Source organism: Kitasatospora sp. YST-16, assembly GCF_026802215.1.
Classification (GTDB): Bacteria; Actinomycetota; Actinomycetes; order Streptomycetales; family Streptomycetaceae; genus Kitasatospora; species Kitasatospora cineracea.
This window is the reverse complement of the sequence record NZ_CP113837.1, coordinates 2,239,306-2,266,100: the sequence shown is the minus strand read 5'-3', so window position 1 is coordinate 2,266,100 and position 26,795 is coordinate 2,239,306. Positions and strand designations below refer to the sequence as shown.

The following is a 26,795-nucleotide window of genomic DNA, read 5'->3' as shown; positions in this document are numbered from 1 at the left end:
AGTGCTAGCTCATGGGTGGAACGTTGACTATTCGGCACGGTTCGGCGCAAGCCGCCAGTACTGCCCTTCGGGGTGTGGAACGCGACTGCTTGCAAGGGACCGGGTCGGGCACGTTGTTGGGTCCTGAGGGAACGGGAGTTGCCTCATGGATGCCGGCCTCATGCCGGGCGCCCTGTTGTGGGGTGTCGGGTTTGGGTGTCTGGTCGTTGTTTGAGAACTGCACAGTGGACGCGAGCATCTGTGGCCAAGTTTTTAAGGGCGCACGGTGGATGCCTTGGCACCAGGAACCGATGAAGGACGTGGGAGGCCGCGATAGGCCCCGGGGAGCTGTCAACCGAGCTTTGATCCGGGGGTGTCCGAATGGGGAAACCCGGCAGTCGTCATGGGCTGTCACCCATACCTGAACACATAGGGTATGTGGAGGGAACGCGGGGAAGTGAAACATCTCAGTACCCGCAGGAAGAGAAAACAACCGTGATTCCGGGAGTAGTGGCGAGCGAAACCGGATGAGGCCAAACCGTTGTGGTGTGAGACCCGGCAGGGGTTGCCGCGACGGGGTTGTGGGAGTGGGCTTGATCGGTCTGCCGGCCGGTCGGCGAGTCAGAAACCGTTGGTGTAGTCGAAGGACATGCGAAAGGTCCGGCGTAGAGGGTAAGACCCCCGTAGACGAAACATCAGCGGCTTGCTTGCTCATTTCCCAAGTAGCACGGGGCCCGAGAAATCCCGTGTGAATCTGGCGGGACCACCCGCTAAGCCTAAATATTCCCTGGTGACCGATAGCGGATAGTACCGTGAGGGAATGGTGAAAAGTACCGCGGGAGCGGAGTGAAATAGTACCTGAAACCGTGTGCCTACAAGCCGTGGGGGCAGCCTTCGGGCTGTGACTGCGTGCCTTTTGAAGAATGAGCCTGCGAGTTTGCGGTGTGTAGCGAGGTTAACCCGTGTGGGGTAGCCGTAGCGAAAGCGAGTCCGAATAGGGCGTCCAGAGTTGCATGCCCAAGACCCGAAGCGGAGTGATCTAGCCATGGGCAGGTTGAAGCGCGGGTAAGACCGTGTGGAGGACCGAACCCACCAGGGTTGAAAACCTGGGGGATGACCTGTGGTTAGGGGTGAAAGGCCAATCAAACTCCGTGATAGCTGGTTCTCCCCGAAATGCATTTAGGTGCAGCGTCGCGTGTTTCTTGCCGGAGGTAGAGCACTGGATAGGCGATGGGCCTTACCGGGTTACTGACCTTAGCCAAACTCCGAATGCCGGTAAGTGAGAGCGCGGCAGTGAGACTGTGGGGGATAAGCTCCATGGTCGAGAGGGAAACAGCCCAGAACACCGACTAAGGTCCCTAAGCGTGTGCTAAGTGGGAAAGGATGTGGAGTCGCAGAGACAACCAGGAGGTTGGCTTAGAAGCAGCCACCCTTGAAAGAGTGCGTAATAGCTCACTGGTCAAGTGATTCCGCGCCGACAATGTAGCGGGGCTCAAGCACACCACCGAAGTCGTGTCATTGCAGCAATAGGGCCAACGCCTGCTGTGATGGGTAGGGGAGCGTCGTGTGCCGGGTGAAGCAGCCGAGGAATCGAGTTGTGGACGGTTCACGAGTGAGAATGCAGGCATGAGTAGCGATACAAGAGTGGGAAACTCTTGCGCCGATTGACCAAGGGTTCCTGGGTCAAGCTGATCTGCCCAGGGTAAGTCGGGACCTAAGGCGAGGCCGACAGGCGTAGTCGATGGACAACGGGTTGATATTCCCGTACCCGCTTTGAAGCGCCAACGTCGAACCTCTTGATGCTAAGCCCGTGAAGCCGCCCGGAGTCTTCGGACAATGGGACGTGGTGGAGCCGGTGACCCAACGGGGTAGTAGGTGAGCGATGGGGTGACGCAGGAAGGTAGTCCAGCCCGGGCGGTGGTAGTCCCGGGGTAAGGGTGTAGGACGTTGCGTAGGCAAATCCGCGCAACACGAAGTCTGAGACCTGATGCCGAGCCGATTGTGGTGAAGTGGATGATCCTATGCTGTCGAGAAAAGCCTCTAGCGAGTTTCATGGCGGCCCGTACCCCAAACCGACTCAGGTGGTCAGGTAGAGAATACCGAGGCGTTCGGGTGAACTGTGGTTAAGGAACTCGGCAAAATGCCCCCGTAACTTCGGGAGAAGGGGGGCCATTGCTGGTGACGGGACTTGCTCCCTGAGCTGGTGGTGGCCGCAGAGACCAGCGAGAAGCGACTGTTTACTAAAAACACAGGTCCGTGCGAAGCCGTAAGGCGATGTATACGGACTGACGCCTGCCCGGTGCTGGAACGTTAAGGGGACCGGTTAGTCCGATTTCGGTCGGGCGAAGCTGAGAACTTAAGCGCCAGTAAACGGCGGTGGTAACTATAACCATCCTAAGGTAGCGAAATTCCTTGTCGGGTAAGTTCCGACCTGCACGAATGGCGTAACGACTTCTCGACTGTCTCAACCACAGGCCCGGTGAAATTGCATTACGAGTAAAGATGCTCGTTTCGCGCAGCAGGACGGAAAGACCCCGGGACCTTTACTATAGCTTGATATTGGTGTTCGGTTCGGCTTGTGTAGGATAGGTGGGAGACTGTGAAGCGGCAACGCCAGTTGTCGTGGAGTCGTCGTTGAAATACCACTCTGGTCGTGCTGGATGTCTAACCTGGGTCCGTGATCCGGATCAGGGACAGTGTCTGGTGGGTAGTTTAACTGGGGCGGTTGCCTCCTAAAGGGTAACGGAGGCGCCCAAAGGTTCCCTCAGCCTGGTTGGCAATCAGGTGTTGAGTGTAAGTGCACAAGGGAGCTTGACTGTGAGACTGACGGGTCGAGCAGGTACGAAAGTAGGGACTAGTGATCCGGCGGTGGCTTGTGGAAGCGCCGTCGCTCAACGGATAAAAGGTACCCCGGGGATAACAGGCTGATCTTCCCCAAGAGTCCATATCGACGGGATGGTTTGGCACCTCGATGTCGGCTCGTCGCATCCTGGGGCTGGAGTAGGTCCCAAGGGTTGGGCTGTTCGCCCATTAAAGCGGTACGCGAGCTGGGTTTAGAACGTCGTGAGACAGTTCGGTCCCTATCCGCTGTGCGCGTAGGAGTGTTGAGAAGGGCTGTCCCTAGTACGAGAGGACCGGGACGGACGAACCTCTGGTGTGCCAGTTGTCCTGCCAAGGGCATGGCTGGTTGGCTACGTTCGGGAGGGATAACCGCTGAAAGCATCTAAGCGGGAAGCCTGCTTCGAGATGAGCACTCCCACCTCCTTTGAGAGGGTAAGGCTCCCAGTAGACGACTGGGTTGATAGGCCGGATATGGAAGCCCTGTGAGGGGTGGAGTTGACCGGTACTAATAGGCCGAGGGCTTGTCCTCAGTTGCTCGCGTCCACTGTGTTGTTCTGAAACAACGACCCCCCGCCGGGGAGACCCGGCCGGGCGGTGCACGGTTTCATCGTGTTTCGGTGGTCATAGCGTGAGGGAAACGCCCGGTTACATTCCGAACCCGGAAGCTAAGCCTCACAGCGCCGATGGTACTGCAGGGGGGACCCTGTGGGAGAGTAGGACGCCGCCGAACAATCATTCAAGAAAGGGCTCCAGCCGTCAGGCTGGGGCCCTTTCTGCATTTCCGGGCCGGGCCGGGAGTATTGCCGGGTGGGGCGGTGCACGGCACACTGTGGCGTCATGGTCGTGCAGCAGGGCGAGGGGGCCGGTGGTAGAGCCGGTCGGGGCGAAGACGACTTTCGGGCGTTCTACGAGGCGGCGTACGGGCAACTGGTGGCGCATCTGTACGCGCTGACGGGGGATCTGGGTGAGGCGCAGGACGCTGCCCAGGAGGCGTTCGTGCGGGCCTGGAACCACTGGGGGCGGCTGGTGTCGCACGAGAATCCGGTGGCGTGGGTGCGGTTGACGGGGCAGCGGATCGCGATCAGCAGGTGGCGGCGGGCCCGGACGGCGTTGCAGAGCTGGATCCGGCACGGGGACGGGCAGTCGCCGGTTCCGGGGCCGGGGCCGGAGACGGTGGCGTTGGTGGAGGCGTTGCGGCGGTTGCCGGAGGCGCAGCGGTCGGCGTTGGTGTGGCACCACATGGGGGGTCGTTCGGTGGCGGAGATCGCTGCGGACGAGGGAGTGCCGGTGGGGACGGTGAAAGCGCGATTGCACCGGGGGCGGCAGGCGTTGGCGGTGTTGTTGGGGGAAGAGCCGGCGGTGGTCGTCGAGGAGTCGGTGGGCGCGCCGCTGCGGCCGGTTCGGGCGGCTGCCGCGGGTGAGGGGCGGGACGGGGCGGGGCAGCGGACGGCGGGGGACGACAGCGGTGAAGGGGGGCCGGTGGCGCTGGTGTTGACGGGGGAGCAGGTGCGGGTGGCGGAGGACTGCGGGTCGCATGTCTAGGTCTGAGCTACCGGAGGTGGACGAGGCGGAGGACCGTCCGGCGATCGGGGCTGCCCGGTTGGAGGCGATGTTCGACGGGCTGCGGCGTGAGGTGGTGCTGCGGGTGCCGGCGCCGGAGAGCGCGGAGGTGGTGCGGCGCGGGTCGCGGCGCAGGCGTCGGCGTCGGGCGGGTGCGGTGGCCGGGGCGGGGGTGCTGGGTGTCGCGGCGCTGTGGACGACGGTGTCGGTGGTGCCGGTGGGGGGCGAGCACGGGGTGGCGGGGGTGCCGGTGCAGCAGTCGGCGTTGCCGCGGCCGGGGGAGTCGGTGACGTTGGCGCTGCCGCAACTCCCTTCGCTCCCGCCGACCCTGACGCCGGCTCCGGTTCCGACGTCGACGGCGGGTACGGGCATGCGGTCGACCGCGGTTCCGGCCTGGGAGGTGCTGCCGCTGGAGTCGGCGGAGCCGGAGGTGCGGGCGCTGGCGTTGGGGGTGGCACGGCTGCCGCGGGTGCTGGGCGGGTACGGCCCGTGGGCGGTGGTGGCGTCGCCGGCGAGCCCGTCGGCGAGCGCCGGCCCCACGTCCTCCGCCACCGGCACCGCTACCGGCACGGCCACGGCCACGCCCTCCGGGACGGCGTCGGCACAGGATTCAGCACAGGCTTCGGTGTCGCCGTCCGCGGGCCCGGGTTCGCTGTTCGCGGAGGAGTGCCTGCCGTGGCTGGTGACGTCGGTGGGGGCGGAGCGGGTGTGGGGGGAGACGTACGCGGACGGTGGGACGGGCGGGGCGACGGCGCGTCAGTACGTGCTGAGCTTCGGGACGGTGGCGGACGCGGAGATCGCGCGGGCCCGGCTGCTGGGGGGCGGGGCGTGCGTGGACTCCGGTGCGGGTTGGACGGTGGAGGGTCGGGCGGTCGGGGTGGTGGCGCTGGGGATGCGGCAGCCCTCGGTGGCGGCGGAGGAGGTCGCGGTGCACCTCCGCGGGTCGAAGGTGGCGGTGCTGGTGGTGCACCGGGGCGGGCGCGGGGTGGCGCCGGAGGCGGGGGCGTCGGGCCCGTTCCGGGCTTCGGCGGCGGAGTTCCTGGCGCTGGGGGCGCCGGAGCAGTCGATCGTGCCGGTCGGCTGAGGACCAGGACACAAGCACAAGCACCAGCACCAGGACGAGGGCAACGGCAAGGAGCAGGAAGGCAGCACGCACGGGGGGCTTTCGAAAAAAGTTCGGAATCCCGTGCAACCCGCCTGCTTCGGGCGGCGTTGGAGTGTTGGGACCGTCGCTGTGTGGGCGTCGGTCGAGGGGGGAAGCGCGGGGCCGGACGGTGGGGGCAGAACAGGGGACTGCCCCCACCGTCCGGCCCGGTGTCCTCCTGACAGGACCTGACAGGACATGGCAGGACCTGGTGGGACGAGGCCGTGGTGAGCCGTCGGGCTCCGGTCGGAGGGGGTGGGCGTGGGGGTCGAGGCCGTGGAGGCGGTGCCGGATCTTGCGGAGCTGCGCAGGAGGGCGGCCGCGGAGGGGCCGCCGCCCGAGGAGGGCATGGTGGTGTGCGAGAACCTGGTGCGCATCCACCGTTCCGAGGGGGTGGAGGTGCAGGCCCTGCAGGGGCTGGACCTGGTGGTGGCGGACGGCGAGTTGATCGCGGTGGTCGGGGCCTCGGGTTCGGGGAAGTCGACGCTGCTGGGGATCCTCGCGGGGTTGGACGTGCCGACGGCGGGCAGCGCCCGGGTGGCGGGGCACGACCTGTTGGCGATGGGCAAGCGCGAGCGGCTGGACTTCCGGCGCCGGAAGGTCGGCTTCGTGTGGCAGCAGACGGCGCGCAACCTGCTGCCGTACCTGACGGCGGCGGAGAACGTGATGCTGCCGATGGGGTACGCGGGCGTGCCGCGGCGGGACCGGCGGCGGTTGGCGGGGGAGTTGTTGGAGCTGCTCGGGATCGGGCACCTGGCGGGTCGGCGGCCGGCCGAGTTGTCGGGCGGTGAGCAGCAGCGGGTGGCGATCGCGGTGGGGAACGCGAACTCCCCGGCACTGCTGCTGGCGGACGAGCCGACGGGCGAGCTGGACAGTGCGACCAGCGAGGAGATCTTCGCGGCGCTGCGTTCGGTGAACGAGGAGTTGGGGGTGACGGTGCTGATCGTCACCCATGACCTTATGGTGGCGCAGGAAGTGCGCCGGACCGTGCGGATCCGCAACGGGCGGACCTCGACGGAGGTGCTGCGTCCCGAGCGGGGCGAGCCGGGGGTGGAGTACGCGGTGCTGGACCGGGTGGGCCGGCTGCAGTTGCCGTCGGACTTCACGGAGGCGTTGCAGCTCAGCCGTCGGGTGCGGTTGGCGTTGGAAGAGGACCACATCGGGGTGTGGCCGGCCGAGGAAGAGGTGCGCGGGTGAGCAGCGGGGCGATGGTGGTCGTGGAGGACGTGCACCGGACGTTCGGGGAGGGCGACCGGGCGGTGCACGCGGTGCGCGGGGTGTCGTTCACGGCGAAGGCCGGGGAGTTGACGGCGCTGCGTGGCCGGTCGGGTTCGGGCAAGACGACGCTGCTGAACCTGGTGGGCGGGCTGGACACGCCGTCCGCGGGGAAGATCAGCATCGCCGGGACGGACCTGGCGGGGCTGGACGAGGCTGGCCGGTTGGAGCTGCGGCGGGACCGGATCGGTTTCGTGTTCCAGTCGTTCGGCCTGATCTCGGTGCTGACGGCGGCGGAGAACGTCGGGGTGCCGATGCGGCTGCGCAAGGTGGCGGTGAAGGAGCGCGAGGAGCGGGTCCGGACGCTGCTGGCGATGGTGGGGCTGGCGGAGCACGCGGAGCAGCGGCCGACCGAGATGTCGGGCGGTCAGCAGCAGCGGGTGGCGGTGGCGCGGGCGTTGGCGAACGAGCCGGCGCTGCTGATCGCGGACGAGCCGACCGGTCAGCTGGACTCGGACACCGGGTTGGCGATCATGCAGTTGCTGCGCGCGGTGGTGCGCAGCGAGGGGGTGACGGCGCTGGTGGCGACGCACGACCCGCAGTTGATGGAGCTGGCGGACCGGGTGCTGGAGCTGCGGGACGGCAGGATCGTCGAGTCGTAGACCGGAGACCGGAGACCGGAGACCGGAGACCGGAGACCGAAAACCGGAAGGGGCGGGGCGGCCGCCGTGCAGTGGGCCGTCCCCGTCCCGAACGGGCGTCAGGGCGTCCAGAGTTCGCGGACCTGGTCGGCGATCCGGTGGCCCTGGGCCCGGCCGGCTTCGGCGGAGGGGGTGCGGACGGTGGTGTCGAGCGGGTTGGGGCCGGCGGCGGCGAGGGAGTCCTCGTCGGGGGTGACGGCGAGGACGTACTGTCCGGCGGCTTCGAGCAGGGCCAGTTCGGGGGCGAGGAACGGGTCGGCCATCGGGGCGAGGACCAGGACGACGGGCTGGCCGGTCATCAGGTCGGCGTTGTTGGAGCTGCGGATGCCGCCGTCCATGTAGCGGTGGCCGTCGATCTCGACGGTGGGCCAGATGCCGGGGACGGCGCAGCTGGCGGCGACGGCGTCGACCAGGGGGACGCCGCTGTGCCGGTCGAAGGTGCGGGGCCGGCCGGTGTCGGCGTCGACGGCGGTGAGGGTGAGCGGCCAGGCGGGCCAGTCGTGGCCGGGGAGGCGGCCGGCGATGACGGCGAGCCGGTCGGCGGCCGGGACGGTGTCGGCGGCGAGGGCGAACGCGCCGACGCGGCGGCGCAGTTCGTCGGGGTCGGTGATCTCGGTGAGCAGGCCGTGGAAGGTTTCGAAGAGGGCGGCGACGGCCTCGGCGGGCGGGACGATCTCGTGGTTCTGGGCGGTCGGGTCGGTCTGTCGGCGGTAGAGCTCGGCGAGCGGGAGGCCGGAGGCGAGTTGGCCGGCGACGGTGGCGCCGGCGGAGGTGCCGAGGACGTGGTCGGCGGTGCCGGGGAGGTCGAGTCCGGTTTCGGCGAGGCCGTGCAGCAGGCCGGTCTCCCAGGAGATGCCGGCGAGTCCGCCGCCGCCGAGTACGAGTCCGCGCATGGGTGGTTCTCCCTCGAATTGTTCGATTCCCCGGAATTCTGGCCCAATCGGCGGCGGTGGGCGTCAAGAAGTTGACAATTCTCGGCCCCGGCCCGTCTGATCAGCGGATATTGCGATTGGTGGCCGTAGTCTCTGACGCATGGTGCACACGGCCCGCGGCAGGCTGCGGATCTACCTCGGGGCGGCCCCCGGCGTCGGCAAGACCCACGCCATGCTGTCCGAGGCGCACCGGCGGCTCGAACGCGGCGCGGACGTGGTCGTCGGCTTCGTGGAGACCCACGGCCGGGTCCGCACCGCCGAGTTGCTGGAGGGCCTGGAGACCGTCCCGCGCCGGACGGTCACCCACCGGGGCGCCGAGTTCACCGAGCTGGACCTGGACGCGGTGCTGGCCCGCGACCCGGCGGTCGCGCTGGTCGACGAGCTCGCCCACACCAACGTCCCGGGCTCGCGCCACGCCAAGCGCTGGCAGGACGTCGAGGAGCTGCTGGCGGCCGGCATCGACGTGGTCTCCACCGTCAACGTCCAGCACCTGGAGTCGCTGGGGGACGTGGTCGAGGGCATCACCGGGGTCCGGCAGCGGGAGACCGTCCCGGACGAGGTGGTGCGCCGGGCGGACCAGATCGAGCTGGTCGACATGTCCCCGCAGGCGCTGCGCCGCCGCCTCGCGCACGGCAACGTGTACGCGCCGGACAAGGTGGACGCGGCGCTCGCGCACTACTTCCGGCCCGGCAACCTGACGGCGCTGCGCGAGTTGGCGCTGCTGTGGACGGCCGACCGGGTCGACGAGTACCTGCAGCGCTACCGGGCCGAGCAGGGCATCCAGGGCACCTGGCAGGCCCGGGAGCGGATCGTGGTCGGTCTGACCGGCGGCCCGGAGGGCGCCACGCTGGTGCGCCGGGCGGCCCGGATCGCGGCCCGCCACAGCGCGGGCGAGCTGCTGGCGGTGCACATCTCGCGCTCCGACGGGCTGACCGGCTCCTCCCCGCAGGCGCTGATCGAGCAGCGGGCGCTGGTGGAGAGCCTGGGCGGCAGCTTCCACTCGGTGCTCGGCGACGACCCGGCGGCCGGGCTGCTGGACTTCGCCCGCGGCGTCAACGCCACCCAGATCGTGATCGGCACCAGCCGCCGCAGGGTCTGGCAGTACGTGTACGGGCCGGGCGTCGGCTACACGGTGACCAGGGACTCCGGCGACATCGACGTCCACATGGTCAACCACGAGCACGCGGCGCGCGGGCGGGGCCGGATCCCGATCCGCAAGGTCACCGACCTGGGCCGGACCAGGACGGTCGCGGGCTGGGCGATCGGGGTGGTCGGGCCGCCGCTGCTGGCGCTGGCGCTCACGCAGCTGCACGGTCCGGGGCTCTCCACCGACATGCTGCTGTTCCTGTCGCTGACGGTGTGCGCGGCGCTGGTGGGCGGGCTGTTCCCGGCGATCGCCTCCGCGCTGGTGTCCTCCTCGGCGCTCAACTACTACTTCACGCCCCCCATCCACACCTTCACCATCGCCCAGCCGGAGAACATCGTCGCGGTGGCGATCTTCGCCGCGGTCGGCATCGCGGTCGCCACCGTGGTCGACCTGGCGGCCCGGCGCAGCCACGTCGCGGCCCGGGCCCAGGCCGAGGCGCAGACGCTGTCCGCGCTGGCCGGCACGGTGCTGCGCGGCGCGCCCACCGGCGAGGGGGTGCTGACGGCGCTGCTGGAGCAGGTCCGGGAGACTTTCCAGCAGGAGGCGGTGGCGCTGCTGGAGCGGGCCGAGCCGCACGGGCCGTGGCAGGCCGCCGCCGCGGTGGGCCCGCGCCCGCCGGCCGGGCCCGAGCAGGCCGACGTGGACGTCCCGGTCGGCGAGCGGCTCGCGCTGGTGCTGCGCGGCCGGGTGCTGCCCGCCGAGGACCGGCGGATGCTCGGCGCGTTCGCCAACCAGGCGGCCGTCCTGCTGGAGCGCCGCCGGCTGGCCGGGGAGGCGGCCGCGGCCCGCCGGGAGGCGGAGGGCAACCGGATCCGCACCGCGCTGCTGGCCGCCGTCTCGCACGACCTGCGCACCCCGCTGGCCGGGATCAAGGCGGCGGTCTCCTCGCTGCGCGCCGAGGACGTCGAGTGGGACCCGGAGGACGAGGCCGAGCTGCTGGCCGGGATCGAGTCCGGCGCGGACCGGCTCGACCACCTGATCAACAACCTGCTGGACATGAGCCGCCTGCAGACCGGCACCGTCACCCCGCTGCTGCAGCCCACCGACCTGGACGAGGTGGTGCCGTTCGCGCTGGGCGGCGTGCCGCCGGGCAGCGTGCGCCTCGACGTGGCGGAGTCGCTGCCGATGGTGCGGGCCGACGCGGGGCTGCTGGAGCGGGTGCTGGCCAACCTGGTGGAGAACGCCGTCAAGTACGGGCCGCCGAACTCACCCGTCCTGGTGAAGGCGGATCTGCTGGAGCGGGACGGCCGGGTCGAACTGCGGGTGGTCGACCGCGGACCGGGCGTCCCCGAGGAGGCCCGGGAGCGGATCTTCGCCCCGTTCCAGCGCCTCGGCGACGCCCCGCGCGGCGCCGGCGTGGGCCTCGGCCTGGCAGTGGCGCGCGGCTTCGCCGAGGCGATGGGCGGCACCGTCACCGCCGAGGACACCCCCGGCGGCGGGCTGACCATGGTGGTCTCGCTCCCCGCCGTCGAGCTGGCACTCCCCGACAAGCGAAAGGCCGGTCCCGCATGACCCGGGTCCTCGTGGTGGACGACGAACCGCAGATCGTCCGCGCCCTGGTGATCAACCTCAAGGCCCGCAAGTACGAGGTGGACTCCGCGCACGACGGCGCGAGCGCCCTGGAACTGGCCGCCGCCCGGCACCCCGACGTGGTGGTCCTCGACCTGGGCCTGCCCGACATGGACGGCGTCGAGGTGATCCGCGGCCTGCGCGGCTGGACCAGGGTGCCGATCATCGTGCTGTCCGCCCGGCACGCCTCCGACGAGAAGGTCGAGGCGCTGGACGCCGGCGCCGACGACTACGTCACCAAGCCGTTCGGGATGGACGAGCTGCTGGCCCGGATGCGGGCCGCCGTCCGCCGGGCCGAACCGGTCACCGCCGAGGGCGAGTCGGTGATCACCACCGAGGGCTTCACCGTCGACCTGGCCGCGAAGAAGGTCAACCGCCAGGGCGCGGACGTCCGGCTCACCCCCACCGAGTGGCACCTGCTGGAGGTGCTGGTGCGCAACTCCGGGCGGCTGGTCAGCCAGACCCAGCTGCTCCAGGAGGTGTGGGGGCCCGCCTACCGCAAGGAGACCAACTACCTGCGGGTCTACCTGGCGCAGCTGCGCCGCAAGCTGGAGGCGGACCCCTCGCACCCCCGGCACTTCATCACCGAACCGGGCATGGGCTACCGCTTCGAGCCGTGACGGAGCACCGGCGGACGGGTGATCGGGCCCACCCGCGGCCCTGCCGCCCGGCACCGGCGAACCGGTACCCTTCCGGCATGAGTGGTGACAACACCGGCGACCAGCCGCAGGGCCGTTTCCGCCGCATGCTGAGCCGGTTGACCTCCTCCTCCGAGGAGCTGGAGGCCGAGGAGCTGCGGCAGGACACCGCGGAGGCGGGCTGCACCCCGATCGCCGCCTGCGGCGACCGCGAGATCGTCACCGTCGCCGGCACCCTGCGCACCGTCACGCTCCGCCCGCGCGCGGGGGTGCCCGCGCTGGAGGCCGAGCTGTTCGACGGCACCGAGGCGCTGGACGTGGTGTGGCTGGGCCGGCGCTCGATCGTGGGCATAGAGCCGGGCCGCCGCCTCATCGCCAGCGGCCGGATCAGCCACGCACGCGGGCGCCGCGTGCTCTTCAATCCCCGCTACGAGCTGCGTCCGGTGGGACACGGGAGCGAGTCCGCGTGAGCAACGAGGCGATCAGGGTGACCGCACACGGTCCGAACGGCCCGCAGGACGACGAGCGGTCCGGGGTGTACGAGCAGCCCGCGGCCGAGCCGGAGCGGGACGCCTCGAAGGAGGCGGCCGAGACGGTGCTCAAGGCCTTCGGCGGCGTCCGCGGCATGATCGACATGACGCTGCCCGGCCTGGTGTACATCGTCGCGTTCAACATCACCCACAAGGTGCCGGTGGCCGCCTGGTCGGCGCTGGCGCTGTGCGCGGTGTTCGTGGTGCTCCGGCTGGCCCGCCGGGAGACCATCCAGCACGCCTTCTCCGGCGTGTTCGGCGTGGCGATCGGCGCCTGGATCTCGATGAAGACCGGCAAGGCCGAGGACTTCTACCTGCCGGGCCTGCTGTGGAACGTCGGCTACTGCCTGGCGCTGGCGGTCTCCGCCCTGGTGCGCTGGCCGATGATCGGCCTGATGCTCGGCCCGATCACCGGCGAGATGTTCACCTGGCGCAAGCAGAACCCCGGCCGGCTGGCCGCCTACACCAGGGCGACCTGGGCCTGGGTGCTGATCATGGGCCTGAAGCCGGTGATCCTGTTCCCGCTGTACTTCACCCACAACATCAACCTGCTGGGCTGGCTGAAGGTCGCGCTCGGCATCCCGCCGCTGCTGCTGGCGATGTACGTGACCTGGCGGATCCTGCTGACCGCGCCGCCGCCGATCAAGGCGGAGCTGGACGAGGACGAGGCGGAGCCGCGGAAGTGACGGAGCCGCAGGAGTGACCGGAGGGCCCCGCGCACCGCGCGGGGCCCTCCGTCGTGGAGCGGGGCGGGATCAGCCGGCCAGCAGCGTCTCCAGCTCCTCCTCGCGCTCCTGGGCGGCGACGAACAGCAGCTCGTCCCCGGCCTCCAGGGTGTCGCTGCCGCCGGGGACCAGCACCCGGCCCTCGCGGATGATGGTCACCAGCGCGGTGTCCACCGGCCAGGCGACGTCGCCGACCCGGGTGCCGACCAGGGCGGTGTCCGCGGCCAGGGTCAGCTCGACCAGGTTGGCGTTGCCCTGCGAGAAGCGCATCAGGCGGACCAGGTCGCCGACGCTCACCGCCTCCTCGACCAGCGCCGACATCAGGCGCGGGGTGGAGACCGCGACGTCCACGCCCCAGGACTCGTTGTACAGCCACTCGTTCTTCGGGTTGTTCACCCGGGCGACCACCCGCGGCACGCCGTACTCGGTCTTGGCGAGCAGCGACACCACCAGGTTGACCTTGTCGTCGCCGGTGGCGGCGATCACCACGTGGCAGCGCTGCAGCGCGGCCTCGTCCAGCGAGGTGATCTCGCAGGCGTCGGCGAGCAGCCACTCGGCGAGCGGGACCCGCTCCACCGAGATGGAGTTCGGGTTCTTGTCGATCAGCAGGACCTCGTGGCCGTTCTCCAGCAGCTCCCCGGCGATCGAACGGCCGACGGCTCCGGCTCCGGCAATGGCGACGCGCATCAGTGACCAGCCTCCTCGGGGCCCTTGGCGAACGCCGCCTCGACCGCGGTCAGTTCGTTGCGGCGCAGCATCACGTGCACCAGGTCGCCCTCCTGCACCACCATCTGCGGGGTGGGCAGCACACCCTCGCCGACCCGGGTGACGAACGCCACCCGGACGCCGGCGGCCTCCTCCAGCTCGGAGAGCCGGTGGCCGACCCAGGCGGGGGTGAAGGCGACCTCGGCGAGCTGGACCGAGCCCGACGGGTCCTGCCAGACCGGCTCGGCGCCGCTGGGCAGCAGCCGGCGCAGCATCTGGTCGGCGGTCCAGCGGACGGTGGCCACGGTCGGGATGCCCAGCCGCTGGTAGACCTCGGCGCGGCGCGGGTCGTAGATGCGGGCCGCGACGTGCTCGACGCCGAAGTTCTCCCGGGCCACCCGGGCCGCGATGATGTTCGAGTTGTCACCGCTGGAGACGGCGGCGAAGGCGCCCGCCTCCTCGATGCCGGCTTCCTTCAGGGTGTCCTGGTCGAAGCCGACGCCGGTGACCCGGCGGCCGTTGAAGCCCGCGCCGAGCCGTCGGAAAGCGGTCGGGTCCTGGTCGATGACCGCGACCGAGTGGCCTTGTTTCTCGAGCGTTCTGGCCAGGGCGGAGCCCACGCGTCCGCAGCCCATGATGACGATGTGCACGCGCCTACCTCACCCGATCCATTGGGGTCATGACCTGCGTAAACACCGCTCATCGTCCTTCCGTGCACCCGATTTCGGGGGCCACTTGTCGGCCGCGCCTGTGATCCGACGCGAGGGGGCAACTCGGTGTTGCCCGCAAACCCTTCTGCCGACACGCTAGCCGGTCCGCCGAACACAGTCGCGAGCAAGGTGGCCCCGCGAGGCATCCGGTGCCACCCGGAGCCCTTACGATCCCTTGTTGTGCCTATGCCTGCTGACCTACCGAAACGCATCCTGATCGGGCGTGCGCTGCGCAGCGACAAGCTGGGGGAGACGCTCCTCCCCAAGCGGATCGCGCTGCCGGTGTTCGCCTCGGACGCGCTCTCCTCCGTCGCGTACGCGCCCGAGGAGATCCTGCTGACGCTGTCGCTGGCCGGCGCCTCGGCCATCCACTTCTCGTGGCAGATCGGCGTCGTGGTCGCCATCGTGATGCTCGCGGTGGTCGCCTCCTACCGGCAGAACGTGCACGCCTACCCGAGCGGCGGCGGCGACTACGAGGTCGCCACCGTCAACCACGGGCCGAACTCCGGCCTGGTGGTGGCGAGCGCGCTGATGGTCGACTACATCCTCACCGTGGCGGTGTCGACCACCTCCGGCGTGGCCAACGTGGTCTCGGCGGTGCCCGCGCTGCGCGGGCACGAGATGGCGCTGTCGGTGTTCCTGGTCATCCTGCTGATGGGGATGAACCTGCGCGGCGTGCGCGAGTCCGGCTCGGCGTTCGCCGTCCCGACGTACGCGTTCATGGTCGGCGTCATGGGCATGGTGGTGTACGGCCTGATCAGGCACTTCGGGTTCGGGGCCGCGCTGCCCGCGGAGAGCTCCTCGTACCACCTGGCGGCGACGCCCGGGAACAGCTCGCTGGCCGGGTTCGCGCTGGTGTTCCTGCTGCTGAAGGCGTTCTCCTCGGGCTGCGCCGCGCTGACCGGTGTGGAGGCGATCTCCAACGGCGTCCCGGCGTTCCGCAAGCCGAAGAGCAAGAACGCGGCGACCACGCTGCTGATGATGGCCTCCATCGCCGTGACGATGTTCATGGGCATCATCTACCTGGCCCACCTGACCGGCACGCAGATGGCCGAGAACCCGGCCGAGCAGCTGATCGGCGCGCCCGCGGACTACCACCAGAAGACCGTGCTGGCGCAGATCTCCGAAGCGGTGTTCTCCAACTTCACGCCCGGCTTCTACTTCGTCGCCGCCACCACCGGCCTGATCCTGGTGCTGGCCGCCAACACCGCCTTCAACGGCTTCCCGGTGCTCGGCTCGATCCTCGCCCAGGACCGCTACCTGCCCCGGCAGCTGCACACCCGCGGCGACCGGCTCGCCTTCTCCAACGGCATCGTGCTGCTGGCCGGCGCGGCGATCCTGTTCATCGTGGCGTTCGGCGCCGACCCGAACCGGCTGATCCAGCTGTACATCGTCGGCGTCTTCGTGGCGTTCAACATGAGCCAGTCCGGCATGATCCGGCACTGGACGAGGCTGCTGAAGACCGAGACCGACCCGAAGAAGCGCGCCCACATGCAGCGCAGCCGGGCGATCAACACCTTCGGCCTGGTGATGACCATGGCCGTGCTGATCGTGGTGCTCGCCACCAAGATCGGCCACGCCTGGATCGCCATCGCCCTGATGGTCGTGCTGTTCGTCATGATGAAGGCGATCCGCCGCCACTACGACCGGGTCAACGCCGAGCTCAAGGCCGCCGAGGAGCCCGACGACGCCGCCCCGCCGACCCGGGTGCACGCCATCGTGCTGGTCTCCAAGATCCACAAGCCCGCGCTGCGCGCCCTCGCGTACGCCCGCCTCGCCCGGGCCCAGACCCTGGAGGCCGTCACCGTCAACGTCGACCCCGAGGACACCGCGGCGCTGCGGCAGGACTGGGACGAGCGCGGCCTCGACGTGCCGCTGAAGGTCCTGGACTCCCCGTACCGCGAGGTCACCGGGCCGGTGCTGGAGTACGTCAAGAACCTGCGCCGCTCCAGCCCGCGCGACGTCGTCGCGGTCTACATCCCCGAGTACGTGGTCGGTCACTGGTACGAGCACCTGCTGCACAACCAGAGCGCGCTGCGGCTCAAGGGGCGGCTGCTGTTCAAGCCCGGCGTGATGGTGACCTCCGTACCCTGGCAGTTGGAGTCCTCGGAGCGGCGCAAGCCGCCCAAGGCGTGGTCCGCGCCCGGCGCGGTGCGCCGCGGCGAGCCGCGGCGGCGGCCGGCGCCGGCCGGTTCGGCGAGTCCGGCCGGTTCGGCCGGTCCGGCCGACGAGGGCCGGGGCGGGACGGACACCGCGCCGCGCGACTGAGGCTCGCGCGGCCCGTCCGACCCCCGCATGGCCTTCAATGGGCCCGTGGCGGATCCTTCCCGGTCCGCCGCGGGCCGCCGTGTTTGCCGCACGGCGCGCTCCACCCGCTCCGCCCGCTCCACCCCGCTCGTCCTCCCGCTGTCTCCCGTAAGGAAGCGACCCCCGTGACCCGCAACAACCCGCCCCGCTCCTCCGGTCGCCAGGGCCGCCCCGGCCGCACGTCCGGCGCCAAGCCGGGGCAGGTCGCGCACCCGCGCTGGAGCAGCCGGCCCTCCCGGCCGGAGGCCACCGACCGGGAGGGCAACACCGCCCGCAGCCTGCCGCCCGTGCCCGCCGAGCAGCGCCCCGCGAAGGCCGAGCAGGCTGCCCCGAAGACCGAGAAGGCGGCGAAGACCGGGAAGGCCGGGAAGGCCGCGCCGAAGACCGAGAAGACCGAGAAGGCGGCGAAGGCGGCGAAGCAGGCGCAGGGCGCTGCCGGGGGTGCGGGCGGGAAGAAGCCGGCCCGGCAGGGGCGCAAGCCCGGGGCGGTGCGCCCGCCGAAGGCGCTGCGGCCCGCGCAGCCGGTGCTGCGGCAGCCCTCCGGGGACCCGCTGGTCGGCGAGCGCTACGAGGTCGAGGTCGGGCCGGTCGCGCACGGCGGGCACTGCGTGGCCCGGCACGAGGGCCGGGTGCTGTTCGTCCGGCACGCGCTGCCCGGCGAGCGGGTCGTCGCGCAGGTCACCGAGGGCACCACCACCTCGCGCTTCCTGCGGGCCGACGCGGTGGAGGTGCTGGAGGCCTCCAAGGACCGGATCGAGGCGCCCTGCCCGTTCTCCGGCCCCGGCAAGTGCGGCGGCTGCGACTGGCAGCACGTCACCCCCGGCGGGCAGCGCAAGCTCAAGGCCGCCGTCCTCACCGAGCAGCTCGCCAAGCTGGCCGGCCTCACCCCCGAGGAGGCCCGCTGGGACGGCTCGGTCGAGCCGGTCGGCGGCAAGCTCCCCGCGGGCGAGGTCCCGGCCTGGCGCACCCGGGTGCAGTACGCGGTGGACGAGGAGGGCGTGATCGGGCTGCGCAAGCACCGCTCGCACGACGTCCAGCCGATCGACCGCTGCCTGATCGCCGCGCCCGGCGTCAGCGAGCTCGGCATCGAGTCCCGCGACTGGACCGGGGTGGCCGCCGTCGAGGCGATCGCCGCGGCCGGCTCCTCCGACCGGCAGGTGATCCTGCGGCCGCGGCCCGGCGAGCAGCTGCCGCTGGTCGAGCTGGACCGCGAGACGTCCATCGCCCGGATCGACGAGCAGGACCTGTTCCACCGCGTCCACGGCCGCACCTTCGTCCGCGAGCGCGCCGCCGACCGCACCTGGCGGGTCTCCGAGGGCGGCTTCTGGCAGGTCCACCCCGAGGCCCCCGACACCCTGGTCGACGCCGTCCTCGCCGGGCTCGACCCGCAGTGGGGCGAGAGCGCGCTCGACCTGTACTGCGGCGTCGGCCTGTTCGCGGGCGCGCTCGCCGAGCGGGTCGGCGAGGAGGGCGCGGTGCTCGGCATCGAGTCCGGCAAGCAGGCGGTCGCCGACGCCCGGCACAACCTGGCCGCGCTGGAGCACGTCCGGATCGAGTGCGACAAGGTCGAGACCCTGCTGCCCCGCACCGGCATCACCTCCACCGACCTGATCGTCCTCGACCCGCCGCGGGCCGGCGCCGGCCGCGACACCGTCGCCCACCTCAGCTCCCTGTCCGCCCGCCGGATCGCCTACGTCGCCTGCGACCCGGCCGCCCTCGCCCGCGACCTCGCCTTCTTCCGCGAGGGCGGCTACCGCCCGGTCTCGCTGCGGGCCTTCGACCTGTTCCCGATGACCCAGCACTTCGAGTGCGTCGCCATCCTGGAGCCGGTCCGGTAACGGCGCACGGGCACTCCACACGGGCGCGGGAGCCCTTCCCGCGCCCGTGCGGCGTTTCCGGGGACGGCTCCGTTCAAGGGGATGGCGTGAAGATCCGGCAGGAGTAGCATCCTCGGAACGTGTGGGCATGGTGACGCTGCGCACACGTCGTTCGCCGTGCTCAGGAGGGGAAGCCGTGCACCAGTTGACCAAGGGCGCCAATGCGGAGCTGTTCGCCGAGGGGAACGAGCCGGGGCCGGTGACGGTCGCCCTGAGCTGGACCGATCCGACCGGGGCGGGCGACGCCGACGTGTCGGTGCTGCTGCTGGGCGCGGACGGCAAGGTGCGCGGGGACACGGACTTCCTCTTCTACAACTGCCCGGCCACGTCCGACGGTTCGGTGCAACTCCTGGGCAAGGTGCCGACCGGAAGCGGCACCCAGGACCGGATCCTGGTCGACCTCGCGGCGCTGCCCGCCGAGGTGCACCAGGTGGTCCTGGCGGCCAGCCGCTACGCCGGTGCCACCTTCGGGGAGCTCGCCGAACTCCGGCTGGCCGTGCTGGACGGCGGCGGGGACACCCTGGTGGCCTTCGACATCCCCGACGCCGGGGAGGAGACCGCGTTCGTCTTCGGCGAGGTCTACCGGCGCGGCGGGGCGTGGAAGTTCCGCGCGGTCGGCCAGGGCTACCGGTCCGGACTCGGCGGCCTCGCCGGGGACTTCGGCATCGACGTCGACCAGGAGGAGGAGGCGGCGCAGGCCGAGCGGGCCGCCGAGCCGGGCGCACCCGCCGCCGGAACCGACTCGGCCGCCGACCCGGCCGCCATCGCACCGGAAGCCGTCGCACCGGAAGCCGTCGCACCGGCCGCCGAGCCGCCGGCCGCGCCGAAGCGCGCGGTGCGCACCGCCAAGAAGCGGGTCACCCTGCCGAAGGCCGCGAAGGCCGACCTGGCCGACCACCCGTCCTGGAAGCAGGCCCGGCTGTTCTCGGTGGCCGGGCTGAAGAACGAACTGGACCGGGAGAACCGGGCCACCGCCACCCTGCTGGCGGTGATGGCCGAGGTACCGGAGTTCGGGCGCCGGATCACCGCGATGTTCAACGCCCCGGCGGGCACCGTCCAAACCTTCACCGAGACCAGCTTCAAGCACGGCGACGGCACCGTCCGGCCCGACGGCACGATCCGGGTCAGCCGGGCCGGGAAGATCTGGACCGCCCTGGTGGAGACCAAGACCGGCGGCAGCCCGCTCAAGTCGGAGCAGGTGCAGGCGTACCTCGACGTCGCCCAGCGGCACGGCTACGAGACGGTCATCACGCTCTCCAACGACCTCGCGCTGGACGGCGAGCCCCCGGTGACGGTCGACCGGCGCCGGGCCCGCAAGGTCGCGCTGCGGCACCTGTCCTGGGCCGAGGTCGCGCACGAGGCGCACCTGCTGTGCCACCACGACGGCGTGGTCAACCCCGCGCACGCCTGGCTGCTGAGCGAGTTCCTGCACTACCTGCGGCACGAGAACTCCGGCTGCCACGGCTTCCAGAACATGGGCCCGGCCTGGGTGACGGTCCGCAACGCGATCTCCGAGGGCACCCTGCGGGCCGGGGACCGCAACGCGCTGCGGGTGGTCGAGAACTGGGAGCGGCTCACCCGGCAGCTGTGCCTGCGCCTCGGCGGCGAACTCGGCGTCCCGGTCTCCCCGGTGCTGCGCGGCAAGCGGCGCACCGAACCGGCCGTCCGCCGGGCCCAGGCCGTGGACGAGCTGGCGGCCGGCGGCCGGATGCGCTCCGAGCTGGCGGTGCCCGGCCTGCCCGGGCCGATCGTGCTGGAGGCGGACCTGCGCACCGGCCGGATCGAGACCACCGTCGAGGTCGCGGCCGCCGAGCGCTCCCGGGCGCTCACCCGGGTCCAGTGGCTGCTGCGGCAGCTCGCGGACGCCCCCGCCGAGCTGCGGATCGAGGCGCTGACCGCGGACGGCGGCCCCGGCCCGTGCGAGCTGCTGCGGGCGCTGCGGGTCGAGCCCGGCCTGCTGGTGCCCGCCGACGGCGCGGAGATCCGGGCGTTCCGGCTGACCCTCCCGGCCGGCATGGGCACCCGGCGGGGTACGGAGGAGACCGGGTTCATCCGCAGCGTGGACACCGTCGTCGACCGCTTCCTGAACGAGGTCGTCCGGGTGCTGAAGCCCGCCGAGTAGCGGGCGGCCGGGCCGGTCGACGGTGGTGGTCCGCTTGCCGGGCAAGGGAGTTGGCGGATCGAGACGGTTGGCCGGTTTTCGCGGGGGCGTGGGCGGACATGGTGGGGGAGCGGGGGAGCGGCCGGTTTGCGCCCTTGTTGTGCTAGCACCTCGGCGCTAGCGTTGAAGGATGGCCAAGAAGCAGCTGAACGTCAGGGTGGACGCGACCACCGCCGAGATGGCCCGCGAGCGGGCGGAGCAGCAGGGGATCAGCATGAACCAGTACATCGAACGGCTGGTGCAGCAGGATATGGGCGAGGCCGGGCGCAACTTCGTGGACGCCGCGGCGCAGTTCATGAAGGAGCACGAGGCGGTGTTCCTCGCCGAGTTCGGGTCGCCCGGCGAACTCCAGGACGTGCGCCGTTGAAGCTGGAGGTCGACCTCTCGTGGCTGCTCATGACCGCCGAGCAGTACACGCCCGGTGACCCGCAGGTCACCGACTACGGATCGCTGCTCGCCGCGATCACCAGGCACCAGGCCGAGGTCTTCGACATCGCGGTCTACCCCGAGCCGCAGGACCGGGCGGCGGCGCTGATGCACCAGCTGATCCGGGTCCCCGCGCTGGAGCGCAACAACGAGCTGTTCGCCACCGCCGTGGCCTACGCGTACCTGGTGGCCAGCGGCTGCCGGGTGGCGACCACCGCGCGGGAGGTGCGCAGCCTGGCCCGGGCGATCCGGGAGGGCAAGCTCGGCATCACCGGCGTGGCGGAGCGGCTGGCGATGTGGGTGGTCGACGAGTCGGAGGAGGAAGAGGTCGGCGACGACGGCGAGGAGTGAGGAGCCCCACCGGGCGGCCCCGACGCGTCAGGGGCCGGGAGAGCGACGAGGCGCCCGCGGGCGGGATACCCTCGACGTTCCCCCGGCCCCTGACGGTTCCCGGGCACCGAACGATCTGCGCCGAGGATGCGAGCGAGTTGCTGCAGGACATCGAGCCCTACCTGGTCTGCCCGCACTGCGCCCGCCCGCTGGCACTGGACGGCCGCACCCTGCGCTGCGCCGACGGCCACAGCTTCGACCAGGCCCGGCAGGGCTACGTGAGCCTGCTGGCGGGGGACGCCAAGCAGGGCACCGCCGACACCGCCGAGATGGTCGCGGCCCGCGACGACTTCCTGGCGGCCGGCCACTACGCCCCGCTGGAACGGGCGCTGGCCGCGGCCGCCGCCGGGGTCGCGGCGGAGAGCGGACTGGTCGCGGACCTCGGCGCGGGCACCGGCCACTACCTGGCCCGGGTGCTGGAAGCCCGGCCGGACGCGGCGGGCGCGGCGCTCGACCTGTCCAAGTACGCGCTGCGGCGCGCCGCGAAGGCGCACCCGCGGATCGGCGCGGTGGTCTGCGACGCCTGGCGGCCGCTGCCGCTGCGGGACGGCGCCGCCGACGTGCTGCTGAACGTGTTCGCGCCGCGCAACGGCCCCGAGATGCGGCGGGTGCTGCGCCCCGGCGGCCGACTGCTGGTGGCCGCCCCCACCTCCCGCCACCTGCGGGAACTGGTGGGCGCGCTGGGCCTGCTGTCGGTGGACGAGGACAAGGAGCGGCGGATCGGCGAGAAGCTCGGCCCCTGGTTCGCGCCGGTGGAGCGCACCGAGGTGGAGTTCGCGCTGCGGCTGTCGCGGGCGGACGCCGCCGCCGTGGTCGGCATGGGCCCGAGCGCCTGGCACACCGAACCGGCCGCGCTGGCCGCCGCGCTGGCGGCGCTGCCCGAACCGGTGGAGGTCACCGGTTCGGTGCTGGTCACCGCGTACGAGTGACGGGGCCGGGCGGCGCCGGGGACGGTTGGGACTCGAAGGGGTGAAAGGGCGTCAGGAGGGACGTTTCTGCACCTCAGGGCACACCTAGAGTGCTCCGGGTGACCAGCGAAGCTCCCTTGGCCCCGCCCCTGCCTGCCGCCCCCCGCGAGGCGCGGCAGCCGTCCGTTCCGACGGTGGCGCCCGTACCGGTGACGGCGTCCGTACCGGTGACGGCGCCCGCGACCGCGTCCGCGCCGGAGGTGAAGCGCCCCATCATCGAGGAGTTGCGGCTGACCTCCTTCAAATCCTACCGGCGGGCCGTGCTGCCGATGGCGCCGCTGACGGTGGTGCACGGGCCGTCCGGGGCGGGCAAGTCCAACGCGCTGGACGCGTTGAGCGTGCTCTCCCGGCTGGCCCTCGGGGAGGAGATCAGGCCCTCGCTGGACGGCGTCGGCGGCCCGCGCGGCCCGCTCGCCGCCCCCGTGCGCGGCGGGCTGATCGGCTGCGTGCCGCACGGGCGCAACGCGATCATCCTGGGCTGCACCGTGCGCTCCTGCGTCGGAACGATCCGGCTCGAAGTGGTGGTGCGCACCGACGAACGCGTCCGGATCGCCCGCGAACTGCTCACCCTGGACGGCCGGACCCTGATGGAGACCGGCGAACAGGACCTCGCCCGTGGCCGGGTCAACGTCACCTGGCACAACGACTCCCGGCAGGGCGACATCCGGGCCCCGCTGCCCAGCGGCAGCCTGATCACCGCCCAACTCCCGCTGCGGGTCGCCGGATCCTCCAAGGGCGAGCGCAAGGTGCTGGCCGCCGCCGAGCAGGTGCTCACCGCACTGCGCGAGATGTTCGCGCTGCACCCCGTGCCGGCCGCGATGCGCGGCTGGGGCCGGCCCGAGCCGCAGGCCCGGCTGCGCGGCACCGCGGGCAACATCTCCGCGGTGCTCCACCGGCTGGAGCACGAGTGCCCGCGCCGCTGGGCCCGCCTGCTGCGCGCCGTCCAGGCCGCCGCCCCGCACCCGCTGCTCGGCCTCGGCGTCGCCCGCCGCGGCGAGGCCGAACGGCAGCGGCTGATCGCCGTCTTCGACGAGGGCGTGCTCGGCCGCACCGGCGCCGACCAGGCCTCCGACGGCATGCTGCGGCTGCTCGCCTTCGCCGCCGTCCTGCTCACCGGCGCGGCCGTGCTGGACGTCGACCCCGCCATCGAAGTACCGGACGCTCACCGCCAGTTGGTGCTGCTCGCCGAGGACGTCGGAGCTGGCCTGGCCGCCGAACAGGCCGCCGCCCTGCTCCGGCTGGCCCGCGAGGTCACCGGCAAGGGCGACATCCGGCTGCTGGCCACCCTCCAGGAACCCGGTGCGGCCCTCGGCCTGGACGGCGTCGAACTGGTCGAGTGCCGACGCGATCCGGCCACCGGCCACAGCCTGCTGCGCCGCACCGAGCCCGCCGCCCGGGTGCCGGTGCAGGGCGCGGCGCGCGGCGAGGACGCGGTGGTAGACCTGGGGGAATGAGCGACGAAGAAGAGCGGACGGTGCCGGACGCGGAGCCCGGGGCGGCGGTGCCGTCCGTTGTGGCGCCGGGGTCTGAGCGGACGGCGCCGGCGGCGGAGTTGACGGTCTCCGGGCTGCAGCGGCGGCTGGCCGAGTTCGCGGCCGCCCGCGACTGGCAGCAGTACCACACCCCGAAGAACCTGGCCTCGGCGCTGACCGTCGAGGCCGGCGAACTGCTGGAGATCTTCCAGTGGTTGACGCCCGAACAGGCCGCCGACGTGATGTCGGACGAACGGGCGGCGCACCGGGTCCGCGACGAGGTGGCCGACGTGCTGGCCTACCTGTTCCAGCTGTGCACCGTGCTGGAGGTGGACCCGCTGCGGGCGCTGGCGGAGAAGATCGAGCGCAACGAGAGCAGGTTCCCGGTGCCCTAGGGAGGGTTCCCGAAGTGCCGGGAAATCAGCCGGAATTCCCTCGTGCGGGGGACCCGGGTTGTCCACAGGGCCGGGTTGTCCACAGGTGCGCCGAACCCGCTGGGAGCAGCGCGCGGGCGGCGGCACGCTGATCCCCGTGACCGACCGCCGAAGGACGGCGGCGGTGGACGAGGGGAGCGCACCATGGAGGCGCTGCGGCTGATCAAGACCGTCCGGCACGCCCTGACCGAGGCCCGGACGACCGGCGACATCCTGCACGAGGCCTGGCAGTCCGGGCTGCTCACCGAAGCGGTGGGAGCCCGGATCGCCGACCACGACGGGGAGTCCTTCGCCACCCTCGGGCAGTTGCTCTGCGAGGCCGGCGCGCACACCGCGAGCTGCCTGCGGCAGCCACCCGAACCGGGCCTGGACGACCTGCCCGGCGGCCCGGTCGGGGTGTACCCGGAGTGGTCCGGGCCGACGCTGGTCGAGCGGTTCAGCGCGCTCGGCGAACTGGAGCCGGTGCTGACCGAACTCGCCCTGCTGCTGGAGCAGATGAACGAGAGCCTGGTGGTGCTCGCCTGCGGGGCCGAGACCGAGAGCCTGTACTGGAGCTGCATCGACGGGCTGGACGCCGGCTCCGAGTGCCGCGACCTGGTGGCCGAACTCCTGCGCGAGCAGCGGGGTCCAGCGGGTGCGCGGGCCCCGGACGACGGACCGGGAGAGCGGGCGGAGAGGGAGGAACGGGAGGAAGGCGGGGAGGACCTGTTCGGCGCGGGGGCGCCGGGTGCGGCCCGGCGGGAGGAGCCGAGGCTCGTGGTCCCGCTGGGCCCGCCGGTCCCGGCGGCGTGCGGCGCTCAGGTGCGGGGCGAACCGTCCGCCGGGGTGTCCTGCTCGCCGCGGGTGGCGGCGGCGGAGCGCAGGTCGGAGTCGAGTCCGGCCAGGTCGGTGTTGATCGAGGCGAGCAGTTCCTGCATCTGCTCCAACAGCGACTTCGGGGTGGCGGGCGCGTCGCCGTCGGCGGTGTCCGCAGTGGGCGGCTCGGTCCAGGGCTCGGACATGAGGGGGCCCCTTCAGCTCGGTGGTGCGGTGTGAAGCGCCGGGGGTCGGCGCCGCCGGTCCAACGAGCCCCCGCCGCGCGCGGTCACCCCGGACCACCCGTTGAGGTCCAACCGGCGGTCCTGGTCAGCCGCAGGAGTGAGCCGAGTTTGCGGGGCCCGCCCCCGCTGGGCTACGGCGCCGGGCACGAGCGAGGCCCGGCCGTCGGGGCCGTCGGGCCCGCCGTCGGCCGGGCTGCTGGGGAGCAGGAGCCCGGCCGACGGACGAACACCGCCTGACAGGAGGTCAGTTGTGCGAGTGCAGATCCGCGTTCAGACCGCCCCACGAACCGGAGCGGGCGATCACCTCGACCGCGCCCGACTGCGAGTTGCGGCGGAACAGCAGGTTGTCCTGGCCGGACAGCTCCACGGCCTTGGCCACCGAGCCGTCCGGCGTGGTGACCCGGGTGCCGGCGGTGACGTACAGGCCGGCCTCGACCACGCAGTCGTTGCCGAGCGAGATGCCGATGCCCGCATTGGCGCCCAGCAGGCAGCGCTCGCCCACCGAGACGACCTGCTTGCCGCCGCCGGAGAGGGTGCCCATGATCGAGGAGCCGCCGCCGACGTCGCTGTGGTCGCCGACCACCACGCCCGCGCTGATCCGGCCCTCGACCATCGAGGTGCCCAGGGTGCCCGCGTTGAAGTTGACGAAGCCCTCGTGCATCACCGTGGTGCCCTCGGCCAGGTGCGCGCCCAGGCGCACCCGGTCGGCGTGGGCGATCCGGACGCCGGCCGGCGCCACGTAGTCGGTCATCCGGGGGAACTTGTCGATGCCGTACAGGGCCAGCTGCCCGCCCTCGGCGCGCACCGCCAGCCGGGCCCGCTCCACGTTGGCGACCGGGGTCGGGCCGATCGACGTCCAGGCGACGTTCGCCAGCAGGCCGAAGATGCCGTCCAGGCTCTGGCCGTGCGGCTTCACCAGACGGGAGGAGAGCAGGTGCAGCCGCAGGTAGACGTCGTGCGCGTCCAACGGCTTCTCGTCCAGCGAGGAGATCACGGTGCGCACCGCCACCACCTCGACGCCGCGCCGGGCGTCGGTGCGGAGCGCCTCGGCGGCGCCCGGGCCGAGCGCCAGCTCGGCCTCCTCGGCGCTCAGCCGGACGGTGCCGGACGGGCCGGGAGCGGCGGCCAGCTCGGGCGCGGGGAACCAGGTGTCGAGGACGGTGCCGTCGGCCGCGATGGTCGCCAGGCCGGCGGCCACCGCGCCGCTTGCGGGGGTGGAGGTTTCAGCAGTCACATCCCGCACCGTAACCAATCGGGCCGAGGGCTGACCAACACGCTCACCGGACGGACAAAACCTGGTGCCCCCGAACAGGCCGGCGGGCCA

21 protein-coding genes and 2 rRNA genes are annotated in these 26,795 nt (G+C 71.7%); 19 read left to right on the top strand and 4 right to left on the bottom strand.

From position 1 onward, the window contains the following. Positions 1 to 242 precede the first annotated feature (242 nt). From OU787_RS10235 to OU787_RS10210, 6 genes are all read left to right on the top strand, one after another. Positions 243 to 3,349: ribosomal RNA gene (locus OU787_RS10235) — 23S ribosomal RNA — on the top strand. An 84-nt stretch (positions 3,350 to 3,433) separates the two neighbouring features. Further along, positions 3,434 to 3,550: ribosomal RNA gene (rrf, locus tag OU787_RS10230) — 5S ribosomal RNA — on the top strand. Between the two features lie 107 nt (positions 3,551 to 3,657). Further along, positions 3,658 to 4,362: a SigE family RNA polymerase sigma factor gene (locus OU787_RS10225; protein ID WP_268659159.1), complete on the top strand. Its 705-nt coding sequence runs from the start codon at positions 3,658 to 3,660 to the stop codon at positions 4,360 to 4,362. Beyond that, a complete protein-coding gene (locus tag OU787_RS10220) occupies positions 4,355 to 5,464 on the top strand; it encodes a hypothetical protein (protein ID WP_268659158.1) in 1,110 nt (369 codons plus the stop codon). The genes OU787_RS10225 and OU787_RS10220 overlap by 8 nt, the downstream gene beginning before the upstream one ends. A 408-nt stretch (positions 5,465 to 5,872) precedes the next feature. After that, positions 5,873 to 6,721: an ABC transporter ATP-binding protein gene (locus tag OU787_RS10215; protein WP_232794832.1), complete on the top strand. Its 849-nt coding sequence runs from the start codon at positions 5,873 to 5,875 to the stop codon at positions 6,719 to 6,721. 11 nt (positions 6,722 to 6,732) lie between these two features. After that, positions 6,733 to 7,401 (top strand): ABC transporter ATP-binding protein, encoded by a 669-nt coding sequence (locus OU787_RS10210; protein ID WP_232794831.1) that lies wholly within the window; start codon positions 6,733 to 6,735, stop codon positions 7,399 to 7,401. 98 nt (positions 7,402 to 7,499) lie between these two features. Here OU787_RS10210 and OU787_RS10205 read toward each other — a convergent pair whose 3' ends face one another. After that, complete coding sequence (locus OU787_RS10205; RefSeq protein ID WP_030458290.1) at positions 7,500 to 8,333, bottom strand: patatin-like phospholipase family protein; 834 nt, start codon at positions 8,331 to 8,333, stop codon at positions 7,500 to 7,502. Positions 8,334 to 8,472: 139 nt separating this feature from the next. On the opposite strand from OU787_RS10205, the gene OU787_RS10200 reads away from it, so the two are divergent. The 4 genes from OU787_RS10200 to OU787_RS10185 all read left to right on the top strand — a co-directional run bounded on the left by OU787_RS10200 (position 8,473) and on the right by OU787_RS10185 (position 12,942). Then, positions 8,473 to 11,031 carry a sensor histidine kinase gene (locus OU787_RS10200; protein ID WP_030458289.1) on the top strand — a complete coding sequence of 853 codons (2,559 nt, stop codon included), beginning with the start codon at positions 8,473 to 8,475 and terminating at the stop codon, positions 11,029 to 11,031. Continuing rightward, the gene (locus tag OU787_RS10195; protein ID WP_030458288.1) at positions 11,028 to 11,708 is read left to right on the top strand and encodes a response regulator; all 681 of its coding nucleotides are present in this window, start codon (positions 11,028 to 11,030) and stop codon (positions 11,706 to 11,708) included. The genes OU787_RS10200 and OU787_RS10195 overlap by 4 nt, the downstream gene beginning before the upstream one ends. A 77-nt stretch (positions 11,709 to 11,785) precedes the next feature. Continuing rightward, a complete protein-coding gene (locus OU787_RS10190) occupies positions 11,786 to 12,196 on the top strand; it encodes an OB-fold nucleic acid binding domain-containing protein (protein WP_030458287.1) in 411 nt (136 codons plus the stop codon). A gap of 17 nt (positions 12,197 to 12,213) precedes the next feature. Beyond that, complete coding sequence (locus tag OU787_RS10185; RefSeq protein ID WP_268659157.1) at positions 12,214 to 12,942, top strand: DUF3159 domain-containing protein; 729 nt, start codon at positions 12,214 to 12,216, stop codon at positions 12,940 to 12,942. Positions 12,943 to 13,011: 69 nt separating this feature from the next. Here the strand turns inward: OU787_RS10185 and OU787_RS10180 are convergent, their stop codons facing one another. Both OU787_RS10180 and OU787_RS10175 read right to left on the bottom strand, forming a co-directional pair. After that, the gene (locus OU787_RS10180) at positions 13,012 to 13,668 is read right to left on the bottom strand and encodes a potassium channel family protein (RefSeq protein WP_030458285.1); all 657 of its coding nucleotides are present in this window, start codon (positions 13,666 to 13,668) and stop codon (positions 13,012 to 13,014) included. After that, positions 13,668 to 14,336: a potassium channel family protein gene (locus OU787_RS10175; protein ID WP_030458284.1), complete on the bottom strand. Its 669-nt coding sequence runs from the start codon at positions 14,334 to 14,336 to the stop codon at positions 13,668 to 13,670. The genes OU787_RS10180 and OU787_RS10175 overlap by 1 nt, the downstream gene beginning before the upstream one ends. 246 nt (positions 14,337 to 14,582) lie before the next feature. Here OU787_RS10175 and OU787_RS10170 point away from each other — a divergent pair, with 246 nt between their 5' ends. The 9 genes from OU787_RS10170 (at position 14,583) to OU787_RS34545 (ending at position 25,466) form a co-directional block, all read left to right on the top strand. Then, on the top strand, positions 14,583 to 16,664 hold the full coding sequence (locus OU787_RS10170; RefSeq protein WP_268659156.1) for an APC family permease: 2,082 nt from the start codon (positions 14,583 to 14,585) through the stop codon (positions 16,662 to 16,664). Between the two features lie 545 nt (positions 16,665 to 17,209). Further along, on the top strand, positions 17,210 to 18,541 hold the full coding sequence (locus tag OU787_RS10165) for a class I SAM-dependent RNA methyltransferase (protein ID WP_380366962.1): 1,332 nt from the start codon (positions 17,210 to 17,212) through the stop codon (positions 18,539 to 18,541). Between the two features lie 175 nt (positions 18,542 to 18,716). Beyond that, entirely contained in the window at positions 18,717 to 20,702 is a 1,986-nt protein-coding gene (locus tag OU787_RS10160) for a TerD family protein (RefSeq protein WP_268659155.1), read from the top strand. Between the two features lie 169 nt (positions 20,703 to 20,871). Next, positions 20,872 to 21,108: a toxin-antitoxin system HicB family antitoxin gene (locus OU787_RS10155; protein WP_030458280.1), complete on the top strand. Its 237-nt coding sequence runs from the start codon at positions 20,872 to 20,874 to the stop codon at positions 21,106 to 21,108. Further along, positions 21,105 to 21,518: a hypothetical protein gene (locus tag OU787_RS10150; RefSeq protein WP_030458279.1), complete on the top strand. Its 414-nt coding sequence runs from the start codon at positions 21,105 to 21,107 to the stop codon at positions 21,516 to 21,518. Before OU787_RS10155 ends, OU787_RS10150 begins: the two co-directional genes overlap by 4 nt. 137 nt (positions 21,519 to 21,655) lie before the next feature. Next, positions 21,656 to 22,486: a putative RNA methyltransferase gene (locus OU787_RS10145; protein ID WP_268659154.1), complete on the top strand. Its 831-nt coding sequence runs from the start codon at positions 21,656 to 21,658 to the stop codon at positions 22,484 to 22,486. A 188-nt stretch (positions 22,487 to 22,674) separates the two neighbouring features. Next, positions 22,675 to 23,979, top strand: coding sequence for an AAA family ATPase (locus OU787_RS10140; protein WP_268659153.1), 1,305 nt, complete (start codon positions 22,675 to 22,677; stop codon positions 23,977 to 23,979). Further along, the gene (locus OU787_RS10135; protein WP_268659152.1) at positions 23,976 to 24,392 is read left to right on the top strand and encodes a nucleotide pyrophosphohydrolase; all 417 of its coding nucleotides are present in this window, start codon (positions 23,976 to 23,978) and stop codon (positions 24,390 to 24,392) included. Before OU787_RS10140 ends, OU787_RS10135 begins: the two co-directional genes overlap by 4 nt. A gap of 183 nt (positions 24,393 to 24,575) precedes the next feature. After that, positions 24,576 to 25,466 (top strand): DUF6099 family protein, encoded by an 891-nt coding sequence (locus OU787_RS34545; protein ID WP_327059371.1) that lies wholly within the window; start codon positions 24,576 to 24,578, stop codon positions 25,464 to 25,466. A 249-nt stretch (positions 25,467 to 25,715) separates the two neighbouring features. Here the strand turns inward: OU787_RS34545 and dapD are convergent, their stop codons facing one another. Next, positions 25,716 to 26,705, bottom strand: coding sequence for a 2,3,4,5-tetrahydropyridine-2,6-dicarboxylate N-succinyltransferase (dapD, locus tag OU787_RS10125; RefSeq protein WP_030458274.1), 990 nt, complete (start codon positions 26,703 to 26,705; stop codon positions 25,716 to 25,718). Positions 26,706 to 26,795 lie beyond the last annotated feature (90 nt).